The organism is bacterium (assembly GCA_021372515.1).
GTDB lineage: Bacteria > Gemmatimonadota > Glassbacteria > GWA2-58-10 > GWA2-58-10 > JAJFUG01.
Genome location: JAJFUG010000008.1, coordinates 22612 through 37811, shown reverse-complemented (window position 1 = coordinate 37811; position 15200 = coordinate 22612). Strand labels below are relative to the sequence as shown.

10 protein-coding genes are annotated in these 15200 nt (G+C 64.6%); 7 read left to right on the top strand and 3 right to left on the bottom strand.

Annotated elements, in window-relative coordinates; genetic code table 11:
- Positions 1-500 precede the first annotated feature (500 nt).
- Together LLH00_00625 and LLH00_00620 are read left to right on the top strand one after the other, a co-directional pair.
- Positions 501-908: a bacteriohemerythrin gene (locus LLH00_00625; protein ID MCE5269771.1), complete on the top strand. Its 408-nt coding sequence runs from the start codon at positions 501-503 to the stop codon at positions 906-908.
- 185 nt (positions 909-1093) lie between these two features.
- Positions 1094-1786: a tetratricopeptide repeat protein gene (locus tag LLH00_00620; GenBank protein MCE5269770.1), complete on the top strand. Its 693-nt coding sequence runs from the start codon at positions 1094-1096 to the stop codon at positions 1784-1786.
- Positions 1787-1925: 139 nt separating this feature from the next.
- On the opposite strand, the gene LLH00_00615 is transcribed toward LLH00_00620, so the two are convergent.
- Positions 1926-3716 (bottom strand): hypothetical protein, encoded by a 1791-nt coding sequence (locus LLH00_00615; GenBank protein MCE5269769.1) that lies wholly within the window; start codon positions 3714-3716, stop codon positions 1926-1928.
- Positions 3717-3902: 186 nt separating this feature from the next.
- Here LLH00_00615 and LLH00_00610 point away from each other — a divergent pair, with 186 nt between their 5' ends.
- The 3 genes from LLH00_00610 to LLH00_00600 are packed head-to-tail and all read left to right on the top strand — an operon-like array spanning position 3903 to position 7087.
- On the top strand, positions 3903-4781 hold the full coding sequence (locus tag LLH00_00610) for a hypothetical protein (GenBank protein ID MCE5269768.1): 879 nt from the start codon (positions 3903-3905) through the stop codon (positions 4779-4781).
- Between the two features lie 24 nt (positions 4782-4805).
- Positions 4806-5918 carry an amidohydrolase gene (locus LLH00_00605; protein MCE5269767.1) on the top strand — a complete coding sequence of 371 codons (1113 nt, stop codon included), beginning with the start codon at positions 4806-4808 and terminating at the stop codon, positions 5916-5918.
- A gap of 35 nt (positions 5919-5953) precedes the next feature.
- Complete coding sequence (locus LLH00_00600; GenBank protein ID MCE5269766.1) at positions 5954-7087, top strand: Gfo/Idh/MocA family oxidoreductase; 1134 nt, start codon at positions 5954-5956, stop codon at positions 7085-7087.
- 104 nt (positions 7088-7191) lie between these two features.
- On the opposite strand, the gene LLH00_00595 is transcribed toward LLH00_00600, so the two are convergent.
- Both LLH00_00595 and LLH00_00590 read right to left on the bottom strand, forming a co-directional pair.
- Positions 7192-7575 carry a GIY-YIG nuclease family protein gene (locus LLH00_00595; protein MCE5269765.1) on the bottom strand — a complete coding sequence of 128 codons (384 nt, stop codon included), beginning with the start codon at positions 7573-7575 and terminating at the stop codon, positions 7192-7194.
- Positions 7576-7599: 24 nt separating this feature from the next.
- Positions 7600-9816 (bottom strand): acetylxylan esterase, encoded by a 2217-nt coding sequence (locus tag LLH00_00590; GenBank protein ID MCE5269764.1) that lies wholly within the window; start codon positions 9814-9816, stop codon positions 7600-7602.
- Between the two features lie 391 nt (positions 9817-10207).
- Here LLH00_00590 and LLH00_00585 point away from each other — a divergent pair, with 391 nt between their 5' ends.
- Both LLH00_00585 and LLH00_00580 read left to right on the top strand, forming a co-directional pair.
- Positions 10208-12298 carry a beta-galactosidase trimerization domain-containing protein gene (locus LLH00_00585; GenBank protein MCE5269763.1) on the top strand — a complete coding sequence of 697 codons (2091 nt, stop codon included), beginning with the start codon at positions 10208-10210 and terminating at the stop codon, positions 12296-12298.
- A gap of 446 nt (positions 12299-12744) precedes the next feature.
- Entirely contained in the window at positions 12745-15186 is a 2442-nt protein-coding gene (locus LLH00_00580; protein ID MCE5269762.1) for a hypothetical protein, read from the top strand.
- Positions 15187-15200 lie beyond the last annotated feature (14 nt).

Here is a 15200-nt window from a genome sequence, read left to right as displayed (position 1 = left end):
CGAAATTGATCCCCGCGTGATCCAGGCTGTCGGGTGGCGTGGGACCACCAAACACGGCGTGTCGCTCCAGGATATAGCGCCTGTCCACCGGCTCGATGTACCGTGAGTAATAGGCGCTGGAGTCATACAGGACAAACCAGTAGACGTCATCTGGCTCCTGGGTGAGTTGCATAACTGTATCGGACCGGCGCCGCGGCCGCAGGCGGAGGACAGAAGGAGCAGGGCGAGAAAGACTCTGGGCATGGCAGGCTCCAGGGAACGGTTTCAGCGAAAATAATAACAGGGCCCGGCCGCGACTGTCAAATGATACGTCCCTGCCACGAACGGGCGCCGGAGAGCGCCGTCATTCATATGCCTCACAACACCAACCCAATGTGATGTATTTTCGGGATAATCGATTGCAGCCTCAACCCATCCGATGTATAATCAAGCTGGGAGACATTTTCACATCCGGACCCTGGGAATCAGTGAACATTGGACCCGCAAGGGGGGAGGTGAACATGTCCAGTTGGGAAAAATCCTACAGCGTGGGCATCCGCGAGCTGGACGCCCAGCACATCGAGCTGTTCCGTCTGCTGGATGAACTCTCCGAGGCGATCGAGGACAACCTGCCCCTGGATATCGAGTACTCCGTGATCAAGCTGGATGTCTACACGCTCTATCATTTTGTCTGCGAGGAACACCTGATGAAAAAACACGGCTACCCGGAGTTTGACGCACAGGTGGCCGAGCACGAGGTGTTCAAGCGCCGGGTGAAAGACTTCCGTCAGCGCCTGGATAAGGACAGCGCCGGGCTGGCCCTCGAGATAAAAAGTTTCCTGTACGACTGGATCACCAACCATATCCGCACCGAGGACCACAAGTACGGCCCGTTCCTGTCCGAGCGGATGAAAAGCATCCCGTTCTGAGCCGTGGCGGCAACCGGGGCGCCGGATTGTCCGTATGTCCTTGCCAGGGGCACCCTTTCCTGTTATATTCTTCCAAATCCGGGCCGGCACGGCTGTCCCGCGTATTTTGTCATCGCCATAACTTCCATGCTGTCATGGGTTTGTCTTTTACTACACCCGCCCCAGAGCGAAGGAGCAGGCCTTAGATGAGCAAGAGCCGGATCACCAAAAAAGAGCTTAAAGAGGACGCCTTTGTCACCGCCGCGTTCGAAGCGGGCCACTTTTTCAAAGAAAACATGCTCAAGATCGTCCTCGGCGCCGTGGGCCTTCTGGTGCTGGTCGGCGGGAGCTGGCTGTACGTGAACTACCGAAGCGAGCGGATCACCGAGGCCTCGCTCGAGCTGTTCAAGGCCGAGTCCATTTACATGGGCGGCAATTTCGCCGTGGCCGCCACGGATTTCGACCGCGTGGCCGATGATTACTCGGGCACGCCCTCCGCGGCCAAGGCCCTGTTCTTTGCCGGCGATTCCTACTACAAGGCCGGCCAGTACGACCAGGCCAAGGAGCGTTTCGAGAAGGCGCGCAAGCAACTCAGCAATTCCGACCCGCTCAAGCTCAACAGTGTGGCGGGGCTGGCCGCTGTGGCCGAGCAGCAGGGCGACCCGGCCGCGGCCGCCGGGATCTACCGCGAGGCCGTGGGGCTTGCGCATTTCGATTACGAGAAAGTTATCCTGATGGGAGACCTCAGCCGTGCGCTGGAAGTCGGCGGCCAGACCGATGAGGCCCTCAAGGTGATGGACGAGATCGTGGAAAAATACCCGGACAGCCCGCGCACCCCGCTGATCAAGGAACACCGCGCCGAGGTGCGGGCCCGCATGCAGTCCGGCCAGAAAGGCTGAGACAGCGGCAGTCGATTTGGAATGGAAAAAGCACGGCCCCCGGAGTTCTCCTCCGGGGGCCTTTTTGTTCGGGGGGGCCGGACCTGTCACGTGCTTGCGGTGGTACAGAGCGCCGCACACCTTCGGAAAACCGTTTCCCCTACTTGGCCTTGGCCGCGGTGCTGAACGAGAACACCGCGCTCCAGTCGCTGATCGCGCCCTTGCTGTCGCGCGAGCGGACTTTCCAGTAGTAGGTGGCGCCCGGGTTCAGGAAACTGGCCGGCACCTGCCAGTGCGTGTCCGCCGAGCCGACATTGCGGTAGACCGTGTTGGACAGGGGCCAGCGGCAGTCGGGCCGCAGGCTGACCAGCACCTGGTAGTCGGTCACCGAGTCGCCGCTGTCCTGGTCCGTGGCGGCCTGCCACTCGAGCACCGGGGTGAGGGACTTCACTTCCTTGGGCGAGAGCGCCGCGCTCACCGGCGCCGGGGCGTGGTTGTCGTCCTTCTCGCGCCAGACATGGGTGATCCGTACTTTCTTGGCCCTGTTCGTGGAATCGTGGTACTTGACCACATTCTTCCCCAGGTGCAGGGCCGGAATGCTGTAGGGTCCCACCTGAAGGTCGGTTTCGGAGCGGAACCAGTCCACTCCGGCCTGACGGGGGTTCTTGCCCCGGCCGTTGGCCTCCAAGGTGAACCCGATCGTGTAGTCGTAGAGCGGTGCGGCGTTGGTGATCAGGTAGTCCAGGTCGAACGAGTTGGTCTCGGCGCCGCTGCCCCAGCGGTAGCTGTAGAGGTTGCCGCCGCCCCACTGCGGCTCGCCGAAGAACACCGCGGCCGAGCAGCCGTTCTCTTTGAGCAGAGTGCAGGCGAACCGTCCCCCCACCACCGGCCAGGGGCTCTGGATGGGAAGTCCGGCGCGCGAGGGACGGCTGTACTGGTCATCCTGCGGGTAGTTCACCTGGATCGCCGGGCCCTGGCCGCCCTTGTGCCATTTGGTGGTCACGTTGTCTATCGTGTCGATGTAGGCCAGCATGTCGATCCTGGACAGGTCGGGCTCCCAGACGATCTGGCCGTTGGCGTAGCGGGTGGGCACCTCGGCGCGCTCCTTGAGGCCCTCGAACTTGCCCAGCCTGGGCTCCCACCAGCGGGTCACTTTCATCCCCGGCTTCAGGCTGAAAGCCATGTTGTAGGGCTTGGCGATAGTGCTGTCGGAGCTGTTGTCCACATAATTGTCGCGGGCCGAGACGATATAGCGCACGAACTCCTCGTTCCGTCCCGGTGCGTCGGCCTGGCGCACCCAGGGGTCGCGCGGGTGGATCGTGCGCTGGATCAGCCAGGGGTCTTTCTCCAGCTCGGCCAGGCTGGCCAGGGTGCGGTTGTCGCGCGACAGGTAGTAGACTTTCACGTTGCTGTCCAGGAAATGCCATTTGCCGTCCCAGAACACCTCGTTCACCGTGTGGCCCCAGATCTCCTGCACCCGCGCCTGCAGCCCGGCCGCGGTGGCGAAAGCCTTGAGCCAGTAGGCGGCGTGCCCGCAGATACCGTAGCCGTAGCCGTTCATCGCTTTCACCGGGTGGGTGGAGGCCGGGTCATCCGGTGAGCGCTGGAAACGTTTCCAGAGGATGAACTCCCAGATCGCCAGGGCCTTTTCCTCATCCGTGGTGCAGCCGCGGGTGATCTCGGCCACCATGGAGTTGATGTCGAACCAGTCGTAATTGCCGTTGATACTCAGGCGCGGGTCGGCCACCGGGGTGTCGCCCAGGTTCTCGATCACGATCTCCACATTCTCCGGGTCGAGCGTGCCGCCCACCTCGATCGTGTACTCGTCGTCCTGCGCGGTGATCTCGCGGCTGAAAGTTTTCAGTTCGCCGGCCGCCGCCGGAGCGCTCTGCAACGCGACCAACAGCATGCCCAGGGCCAGTGCAGGCAACCATCTCGGAATACGCGCCATTTCCCCTCCGTTTTTCTCAAATGTGCAAGCCGTCTTTACGGAAATGAGAAGCGATCATCTTGCGTTTATTGTCCAGAGTGTTAGGTTTCAAGGTGTTGAGACCGGTCCGGGTCGCACCGTGGCATTGATTGCAATAAACAGACCGGCTTAATCCACTTTCTGTCTAACCCCAAAAAAGGCAACTGGATGAAAAGCTGCCTGGCAACCGTCGCGCTCCTTCTGGGCGTCCTGGTCCTCCAGTTGAACGCCGCCGGGGTGAAGCTCTCCAGTCTGCCCGGAAAGCCGGACAAAGATATCACGAACCTTCTGCTTGTCAGTTCGCCCTGGAACCCGACCGAGTGTCTTCAGCTCAATTTTCCGGAGCACTGCTGGGGTCGCGGCATGCCGGATGTGAATCACTCCAACCCCGTGCAGGTAGACACGCCCTGGCGGCTGAGCGATGATTCCAGCCGCGCCGGGTTCGAGTACAGCCCGCGCGACGGGGTGACATTCCGCGCCGAGGCTGAGGCCGACTCAATGGCCGTGCGGCTCAGCCTCGAAATCGACAACCGCACCGACACGGCGATCACGGACATCCGCACCCTGATCTGCCTGCGTCCAGGCAGTCTGGCCGCTTTCCTGGACACCGCCTACGCCCGCACTTTCGTGGCGGTGAATGGCCGTCCGGCGCTGCTGGGCCGGGACACGCACTACAGCGGCCCGTTGCCCGAAAGCAGCCCCGTGTTCTGGGCGCTCAATGTCGCGGGCGGGCCGGACAACCTCACTTTCGATGACCTGGGCTGGTTCCGTCCAGGCAGCGGGCCGGGGCGCATCGTCGAGGAGCGGGCCGACCCGCCGCTTATCGCGGTGCGTGCAAAGGGCACGCCCGAGCGCTGGCTTGCCACGATCTGGACTCCCGCGCGCCTGGTGTTCAGCAACAAGCGCATCCCCTGCATCCACAGTGACCCGCTGCCGCCGGACTGTCCGCCCGGGGAAACCACCCGGGCCCGGGGGCTTGTTATATTCCACGAAGGTAGTTTCGAGGGGCTGGTCGAGCGGGCGAAAGCGCTGCTTGCAAAGCCCTGACCATCACCACACAGGAGGGACCGGATGAAAAAACTCTTTACCGCCGCGCTGTTTATCTGCCTGGGCTTCAGCGCGCTCTTCGCCCAGTACGACGAGACCCCCAGCATGGGCATCTTCGACACCCTGAAAGTGAAGGATTTCAACCCACAAAGCCGCCTGGAGGTCCCGGCGCACACGGTCCTGCGCTCGCGCTTCCCGTCCATCGACTCCCACTCGCACCCCTACCTCAAAGGCGAGGACATCCACAAGTGGGTGCAGATGATGCGCGCCTGCAACGTGCGCAAGGTGGTGATCCTCAGCGGCTGCCAGCCCGACAGCAGCCTGGAGGCGGTGATCAAGGACTACCTGGGCAAGTACCCGCGGCATTTCCAGATATGGGCGCATATCGACGCCCATGACATCGACGCCCCCGACTACCCGAAGCGGGCGGCCCGCTCGGTGGAGAAAGCCTACGAGATGGGCGCGCGCGGGATCGGCGAGTACAAGGACATGGGCTGGGGTTTCGGCGGGAGCCGCAAGGAGGGCAGGAAAGGCGTGCACCTGGACGACCCGCGCTGGGACCTGGCCCTGGAGACCGCCGGACGGCTGGGCATGCCGATCTCGATCCACGTGGGCGACATGGAGGACTGCTACTATCCCCTGACCGCCGAGAGCGAGCTGGGCACCGCCGGCGCGCCCTGGAATGTCTACGGCAAGCCGGGCATCCTGCCCCGGGCCGAAATCCAGGCCACCCGCAACCGGGCCATAGCCAAGCACCCCAACACGATCTTCATCGGCTGCCACGTGGGCAACCTGAGCCACGACCTGAACGAGGTGGGTCGCCTGCTGGACCTGTATCCCAATTTCTACATCGATCTGTCGGCCCGCGCCTGGGACCTGGGCCGTCAGCCGTTCAGCGCGCGCAAGTTCATCATCCGCTACCAGGACCGTATCCTCTGGGGCACCGACCTTAACCCGGATGAGGACATGTACCGCGGCTGGTTCCGCCTTCTGGAGACCGAGGACGAGTTCTTCCGCGTGCCGGATGCCGCCTGGTGGATGAACTACGGCCTCAACCTGCCGGAGGAGGTGCTGCAGAAAATCTACTACCTCAACGCCACCCGTCTGTTCAAGGACATGGATGGTGGGGCGTGGTGAGCCGAAATCCGGCGGCACGGGAAAGGAGACCGGACATGACTGGATACAGCCGGAGGGTGCTGCGGACAGCGGCGGCGGTTGCGGCCCTGCTGCTGGCCGGACTCGCTCCGGCCCGGGCGGCGGACCCGGCGACCGCGGGCCCGCTGCGGGTGGCGGTGGCGCGGCTCATCCACGGCCACGCCGGGGATGTTTTCGAAAGCCGCAAGCGGGGCGAGATCACGATAGTGGGTATCTACGAGCCGGATCGCGAGCTGGCCCGCTACTATGAGAAACAGTATGCGGCCGAGGACGTGCCCGTGTTCTCCACCCTGGCCGAGCTGCTGGACAAAACCTCTCCCGAGGTGGTCACCGGCTACGGCTCCACGGCCGAACACCTGGAACTGGTGGAGGCCTGCGCCCCGCGGGGGGTGCACGTGATGGTGGAAAAGCCGCTGGCTTTCGAGGCCTCCGTCGCCGACAGCATCGCCGCGCTGGCCAGTCAGTTCCACATTCAGGTGATTACCAACTACGCCACCACCTGGTTCGGCAGCTTTAACGCGGCGCACGAGCTGGTCTGCGACAAGGCTCTGGTGGGGGATATCCGTAAGGTGGTGATCCATGACGGGCACAGCGGACCCAAGGAGATCGGCTGCGGGCCGGAGTTCCTGGCCTGGCTCACCGATCCGCTGCTGAACGGCGGCGGCGCGCTCACCGATTTCGGCTGCTACGGGGCGAGCCTCAGCACCTGGCTGATGGACGGCGCCCTGCCCACCAGCGTGACCGCGGTGACCCAGCAGATCAAGCCCGAGGTCTACCCGAAGGTTGATGACGAGGCCACGCTTGTGCTCACCTACCCCCAGGCCCAGGCGATAATCCAGGCTTCCTGGAACTGGCCGTTCGACCGCAAGGACATGTACGTGTACGGACGGACCGGCTACGTGTTCGCCCCGGACAGCCGGACCCTGCTGGTGCGCACGGCCGAGAACAAGAGTGAACAGCCACCTCGCAGCGTTCCTCATCGCGCCGCACCTTACGATAACGCTTTCAACTACCTGACCGCGGTGGTGCGGGGCAAGATTATCCCGGACCGGACGGACTTGTCGGGCCTGGAGGCCAACGTGAGCGTGGCCCGTATCCTGGAGGCCGCCCGGACCTCGGCGCGGGAGGGAAGGACCGTGCGGCTGCAGTGAGCGGTTGTCACCGTATACAGGCTGACCGAATAAAAAGGCCGCTCCCGTTTTGCCGGGAGCGGCCTTTCGTCTTATCTGACAAGCCCTGGCGGATGCGGCAGCGCTCAGTAGCGGAAACGGTTGGATTCGCCGCGCTTGTTGTAGCCCTTCTCATCGAACGGCTGGAGCTTCTCCACCCAGGCGTCCTCCAGCTCGCGCACCATCGCCAGCACATCTTCCTTACTGTCATCGGCCCCCGGCTCGAAACTCTCCAGCACCTCGAACGCGAAAGCCTCCGGCCCGAAAGCGGTCCAGTCCTCCTGCAGCGCCGCGTTACGGCAGCCGATGAAGCGCAGCGAGCTGCGGTAGCGGTTGATCAGAGCCTGCACGTCCGCGCTGCCCTCGACCAGCACCTTGCCGTTCTGCAGGTTACGTAGTCCCATCACGCCGGCCAGGCTGCGGGTCTGACGGTAGGCCGCCTTGAGCGCGGCTTTTCTGTCCTTGTCCATCTGTATGTATCTCCGTTCTTATTTTCATGGTTTGAACGCCTTGGCCGCCCAGTCCAGCCAGGCCGCCTGGGTTGCGGCGGCGGTGGCTGCGCTGGCGACCGCAAAGGCACCGCCCGCACCCTGGGCGCGGTAAGCCGCCCCGGTGAACGCCCAGGCGCTTTCGGCGGCTTTCTGGCTCAACGGCTCCATCCGGGCATCCAGGGCGTTGACCAGCCGCACCCTGGCCGGGGCGCAGGCCGCGGCCAGTTGCGGGAAATCGCTGTATTTCAGCGCGCCGGGCAGGAAATCGATAAAGTTGTAGCTGTACACTCCCGGGCGGGTCAGCTCGCGCCAGGCCACCAACGAGCTGTCGAGCAGCACCCCGGCCAGGCCTTTCTCAAGAGTCGCGGCGTACAGGGCCAGCGGTCCGCCGCCGCCCCGTCCGGCCAGGGCCAGGCCGCTCAGCTCGGGACGGGTCCGCAGGTACTGGAGCGTGCGCTGGATGTCGTAGACCCGCATCGCGAAAACGGAGCGTCCCAGCGCCAGCCCGTCATAGGCCAGGCTGGCCTGAGCGCCCAGGGTCTGGGCCATGAGGCCGCCCATCTGGTCGCGTTCGCTGTTCTCGGCCTGGGAGGTCTCACCGTAGCCGCGCAGGTCCACCGCGGCCACGCCCACGCCCGCACGGGCCAGAGCCACGGCCAGCGCACCGCCGTCCGAGGCCTTGCCACGGCTGTCGGCCAGCACGACCAGCGGGAACTTATCCTTGCTCGGCGGCTTGAACATCAGCACGGGTAGATAAATGTCGTCCTCGCTGTAGAGGGCGAATTTCTCCACCTTTATGCCCTCCAGCTCCACCTCGCCCAGCGGCACCATCCGCGGTGCGGCCTCGGGCAGGGGCGGGTTGTTCAGGGCCTCGGCCGCCCCCTTGCGGATATCGTCGCGATAGCTCTCGAACGCGGCCCCTTTGCCCGGCGCCTCGCGCACGGGCAGGATTTTCTGCGCCTGCTCGTCGATGTAGACCTGGATCGACTTGCCGCGCTCACGCAGAATCTGTCCGCTCTTGGAGCACCAGAGGTCCGCTTCTTTCTCGGTCTTCAGCTCCGGCTCCTCCCAGCCTGTCTCGCGGCCGTAGAACCAGCGCAGGAACCACTGGCAGGTTTTCTCGCGGCTGAACTTGAACAGGCCGTGGGGCCACTCGGTCTCCACCAGGTCCATCCGGCCCGGCTGGCCCAGGCTCTCGTACAGCCAGTTCGCCTCGACCCAGCTCTGACGGGTCCCGGTGCGCGAGCCGCCGCGCGATTCGATAATCAGACGGTAGGGGCGCGGGAAAGCCAGCAGCATCAGGTCGGCGTGGCTGATCCCCAGGGGCACGCGGCCGGGGAGATTCTGCTCCCCGTCGCCGATCCCGCCCTGGCCCAGGTCCCAGTCCGGCGCGCCCACCGTGCCGTCCGGCACCGCCACCTTGATCCGGTCCTCCAGCGGCACCAGGTGCAATGTCACCGTGCCGCCGCCCGAGTTGCCGGTGATCCCGATCCGCTCCGGGTCGACCTCGGGGCGGCTCTGCAGGTAGTCGATCCCGCGGACCGTATCCCAGAGGCGCAGGGTCATCAGGTGGCGGCCCATGAGGAACAAGGGGTTGGCCAGCAACGTGTGCTCGATCACCGGCTCCTCGGTCACCAGCGAGCCGTCCGGCTTGAAATAGTCACACCTTTCACCTTGGCCGATCGGGTCGAACAGCAGCACCACGAAACCTTTCAGCACCAGGTCCAGGGCGCAACTGTGGTACTCGATCGCCGCCTTGGCGTTGTGCCAGTGTCCGCAGGGGAACACGATCCCCGGGTACTTGCCGCCGCTGCCGTCCTGCGGCACGTAGAGGTTCGCCGTGACCATGATCCCGGGCTGGCTCTGGTAGACAATCTTCTCGATCCGGTAGCTGCCCCGGTCCAGCACGCCCGTGCACTCGGCGGCCAGGTCGGTGCGCTCCGGGAACGGCAGGCCGAGGGCCTTTTTGTAATTGGCCAAAAGCTTCTCACGGTAGGCTTGCCAGTCATCCTCAGAGCGGATACGCGCCAGCTCGACATCCCGCTGCCAGATACGCTCCTGCGGCTGGCGCTGGAAGTGCTTGGAGAGCATGATCGCCTGGTCGGCGAAAAAGTCCTCGGCCGGAAGGACGTCCAACTGGCCGGGCTGGGGCTCGGCCGCGGCCAGGGGGGCGCCCAGGCAAAGGAAAGTCAACGCTGCGTAAACGAACAGTCTTTTCATCCGGGCCTCCGGTGCGGGTGCCGTGCGCTCCATCACTCAGTTCGAATCCTGAACGAAAGACAAGATAACACCGCCGTCACGCGCGCAGCAATGTGTATTTTTTATTCCGACTGCATTGACACCCGGCGCGGATTGGGTTAACATTCTTGCGACGTGTGGGGTCGGGACAGGGTTGCCGTCGCCAGGGGACCGCTGCCCCCCGCGCGTTCCTCCGAAAGAATCTGCCGGGAGGCAGAACACTTCCGATTATTTCCATATATCCAACAGGCGGTCCTTGCTGCAAGGAATCCGCCGCCGCTTTCGGCGGCCGGGGGCTCCATTTCAGCGGGTGGAATCCCGGCCCGCGGACCGCGTATTCAGGCCCATCCAAACGCTCTCGGGGGGATTGACAATGAAAGGGATCATAGTCCGCGCGTTCCTGTTCTGCCTGCTCGCCGGGGCCGGCCTGGCCCTGGCCGCCGAGGGCCGCAAGCCCTACCAGGAAAACCCCCGTCCCGCCTGGCTGGACAAAGGCCTGGTCCTGGGCTGGGGCAACCACGAGGCTTTCATCTTCCGGGTCCGCCGCGGCGGCAACCTTCCCTACGGTGAGCTGTGGAAACAGTTCGAGGCCGAGCACAGCGAGCAGACCGTGATCGAGGCGCAGAAAGCCGGGATCGAGGTCTACCACACCCACGGCTACAAGGGGTTCGGCTACGAGGCCGAGAAAAAAGAGATGGACATGCTCAAGACCCTCTCGGGCTATGTCCACAAGCAGGGGATGAAGCTCGACACCTACTGCCAGGTGATGACCATCGTGCCCGAGACTTTCCAGGCCGAGGTGCCCGAGGTGATGGACTGGGTGCAGCGGGACGCCAGCGGCATTCCGATCATGCTCACCTACGACCACCAGCAGTCCTACCGCCCCAAGCCCAACCTGGGCCACCCCGACTACCGCAGGTACTATAAGGAAAAGATAATCAAGGCCCTGGTCCAGGATGTCGGCAGCGACCTTCTGCATTTCGATAATTTCGACTGCAACGCCGAGCCGGAGAGCGACCACAGCCCGGTCAACGTGGCCGGGTTCCACGCCTACCTGCGTAATAAGTTCACCCCCGAGAAGATGATCGAGCGTTTCGGCCACGCCAACTACGACCTGGTCATGCCGCCGGTCTGGAACATGGAGAACCCGCCCGCGGCCATCCGTGAAATCCTCGACCCGGCGCAGCAGGAGTGGATCGACTACCGCTGCTGGCTGATGGCCGACTGGCTGCGCGACATCACCACCTATGCCCGCTCGCTCAATCCCAACGTCGCCTTCGACACCAACCCCCACGGTCTGTTCGGCCGCAACCGGGCGTTCCAGGCCGCGCTCTGGCACCCCTGGTTCATGAAATACTCCGAGGTGATGTGGAGCGAGGAGACCAACCCGGCCGACTACACCCAGTGGGGCACAATTGTCTCCAAGATACGCACCTACAAGCTGGGACGCGCCCTGGACAACATGGTGCTCACCTACAAGCCGGACGATCTGATGATGGCCGAGGCCCTGGCGTTCAACCAGACCCCGGGCAACGTGGAGCTGCGCCCCGGCTCCGACCCCTCGAACCGCAAATATTATAACTTCTACATCGCCAACCGCGACCTATACACCGGCACACTCAACCGCGAGGATGCCGCCCTGCTGCGCTCCTACGCCACCATGGCCTACGACAACCACCGCGCCGCCCTGGAGCAGTGCATGTTCGAGCAGGCCCTGATCCAGTCGCAGGTGCCGTTCGACCTGGTGTTCGATGAGCAGATGGACGACCTGTCGCGCTACCGCGTGCTGGTGCTGGCCGGGCAGAACAACCTGTCGGATGAGAACGTGGCGAAGATCAGGAAGTTCGTAGCCGCGGGCGGCTCTCTGGTGTTCACCGGCCTGACTGGTTCGCGCGACCAGTGGCTCCGTCGTAGGAGCACCCCGGCCCTGAACGACCTTCTGGGCTTGGAGAGCGCGGGCCGCCATGGCGGGGCCGCCGCCGAGGGCGCGGCTTACTCCAGCAAGACCGAGGTCAGCGCGGACGGCCGGGTGGTGTACGTGCCGGCCATTGTCCCGCCGGACAAGGAGCAGGCCGAGAACTGGACCGGCTCCTGGGACGGCAACGTCAAGGAAGGCTCCTGGATCAGGCCGACCAACTGGCGTGAGCTGGAACAGGCCGTGCGTCAGGCCGCCGGCGGTAAGCTCTCCCTGGAGACCGAGCTCCCCGAGTGGGTCGCGGTCGAGCAGGTGCAGAAAGACAAGCGGATCATGCTCCACCTGGTCAACTACCGCCGCGGCAACCGCTTGAGCGGCATCCCGGTGGACCTGGCCCTGGACAGGGGCAAGGGGGTGAGCTCGGTCAAGGTGGTCAGCCCGGACCGCGAGGGCTCGCGTGACATTCAGTTCCAGGTCCAGGGCGGGCGCTGCACGTTCCGTGTCCCGGAGCTGGAGACCTACGACGTGGTGGTGGTGGAGCAGAAATAACGCACGGTGAAGGCGGAGCGCAAAGCCCCGCCCGCGTCCGATTTGTCCGGAATATGGACTATCGGTTCACGATGAATCCGGTCCCTGATCCAGAAGAGCCGGTGTGGCGGCATGGATAGCATACGGGTTGCACTGGGTACTGCAGAGGCGGTCTCTGCCTCCCCCTTTGAAAAAGGGGGATCGAGGGGGATTTGATGGAATTAAATCCTTACTTTCCATAGCCTTGTTTGGCGTGGGGATAGTTTAGAAAGGTGATAAGGTGGACTTTTCTGGATAAATCCCCCCTGGCCTCCCATTATACAAGGGGGGAAATGCTGGCGACGGGGCTTGTGCAGACTCCACCGGCTTCGACGTAGGGGGCGTGCTTGGTGTTCGCCCAACTGAAGATGAGAATTACCGTTCAGGTGCTGCCCAATAGTTTTTCAACCCCTGGCAAAGGAAAGAACATGCACAGGAGCGACGCGCTTTCGTGCCTGACTTTTCTGCTGGCCGCGGCCCTGGCTGCCGGCTGCGGCAAGACGGGCGTCCCGGTTGCTGAATCCACTCCGTCAGTCGCGGACTCCGCTGCCGGCTGGACCCGGATCGGCCCCGGCGGCGGCGGGAGCCATTTTGTCTGCACGGTCAGCCCCTTCGACCCGGATTTCGTGCTCTCGCGCTGCGACATGTCGGGCGCGCAGCTCACCTGGGACGGCGGCGCGCACTGGCGCATGTTCAACCTCCGCACCGTGATCCTCGATTTCGAGTTCGACCCGCTGGACGCCAACACGGTCTACGCCTCCAACACCGGCCTCTATCGCTCGGCCGACCGCGGCCTGACCTGGAAGCTCATCTACCCCGACCCGAAGAATGTCCTGGCCGAGCATATGGTGGGCGACCACGCCGAGCAGTGGTACGAGACGCGTGACGGGATGCCGGACGGCCAGATTTCGCAGGTGCTGGTTGACCCGGCGGACAACAACCGGATTTTCCTCGGCCTTTCCGCCCCGGGCACGGTCAACGCGGTCACCGGGCCGCGCCCGGGCCGCGAGAGCGCGAAAGTCCTGTTCTCGGAAGACCACGGGGCCACGTGGCGCACTCTGGGTGAGGTCCCCGGCTCTCAGGTGCTGGCCCTTTTCCCGGGAAGCTGGCTCGGTCTGGAGGGTACGGTGACCGTGGTCACCGACCGCGCCTGCGCCCGGCTCTCCAGCAAGAGCACCGAGCGGCAGGATTTCCCCCTGCCGGTCGGGCGGGTGCTCGCGGCGGACGGCGGCAGCGGGGCCGAGGGCACACTGTTCTATATCCTGAGCGCGATGCAGACCAGCGGTGACTCTGTCGCCGGCGGGGTGTATGTCAGCCGGGACGGCGGAGCGGGCTGGACCCAGGCCGTGGGGGGCCTGCTGGACAGCTATCCGCTCACGGCCCAGGCGCCCTATTTCAAAACCCTGGCGGTCTGCCGGAACTCTCCCTCCAATGTCTACCTCTCGGCGCATGTCTACATTGATGAGATATACTGGAAACCCCAGCGCCCGCAGCGTGACCGCAAGTTCGGCGTGCTGCGCACCACGGATGCCGGGGAGCATTGGAGCTGGGTCTACCAGGCGGACGAGGACACGGTCTGGTCGAACAACCTGACCCCCGAGTGGGAGACCCTGGACTACGGCCCCGAGTGGGGCGAGTCGCCGCACTCGTTCGGGGTCAGCCCGGTGGACCCGGATATCTGCTACGTGACCGACAACCGCACCTACGCCACCCGCGACGGCGGCAAGAGCTGGACCCAGCTCTACACCGACAGCCATCCGGACGGCTCCTGGAGCACCCGCGGGATCGATGTCACCACCACCTACGGCGTGCATTTCGACCCCTTCGACCCGCAGCACTTTTTCATCTCCTACACCGACATCGGCCTCTGGCACACTTTCAACGGCGGCAAGAGCTGGTTCCACAGCCTCAAGGGCATCCCGCTGGAATGGATCAACACCACCTACTGGCTGGAGTTCGACCCCGAGGTGCGCGGCCGCGTGTTCAGCGTGCGCTCCGACTGCCACGACCTTCCGCGGCTCAAGATGTTCCGCGACGGCCGGCTGCTGAACGGTCAATTCCAGGGCGGCGTGGCGGTCTCGGATGACGGCGGCCTGAGCTGGAAGCCCAGTAACGCGGGCCTGCCGCCCTCGGCGGTCTGCACCCATATCCTGCTCGACCCGTCCAGCCCGGCCGGCAGCCGCACGCTGTATGTCTGCTCCCTGCCCTGGGGGGTCTACAAGTCGGTGGATGACGGCCTCTCCTGGCGCGCGGCCAATACGGGCCTGGGCGAGGCCTGCCGATCCGCCTGGCGCATGGCGCGCAAGCCGGACGGGACCCTGTTCCTCGTGGTCTGCCGCTCCCTGCGGGAGCGCCAGGTCACCCGAGGGGCGGTTTTCACGAGCACGGATGGCGCCGCCTCCTGGCAGCCGGTGGAACTGCCCGCGGGGGTCGACGATCCCAACGACCTGGTGATAGACCCCTCCGACCCCGAGCGCATGTACCTGAGCTGCTGGCCTTGGCCGCGTGACGGCGTCGAGCGCGGCGGCGGGCTGCTGCGCTCCGAGGACGGCGGCAAATCCTGGCAGCGGGTGTTCGACGAGGACGCGCATGTCTACGCCGCGGCCGTGGACCCGGCCGACCCGGCCACAGTCTACATCAACACCTTCGACAGCGCCGCCTTTGTGAGCCACGACCGCGGGGCCAGCTGGCGGAAAATCCGGGGCTACAATTTCAAGTACGGCCACCGTCCCGTGCCCGACCCGCAGCGTCCGGGCTGGCTCTACCTCACCTCGTTCGGCGGCAGCGTGTTCCACGGCCCGGCCGCGGGCGCGCCGGACAGCCTGGAGGATATCGTGGACGGCTCTTTCCTGCGTTGGAACGGCAAATGAACTCCAGTGGAGGC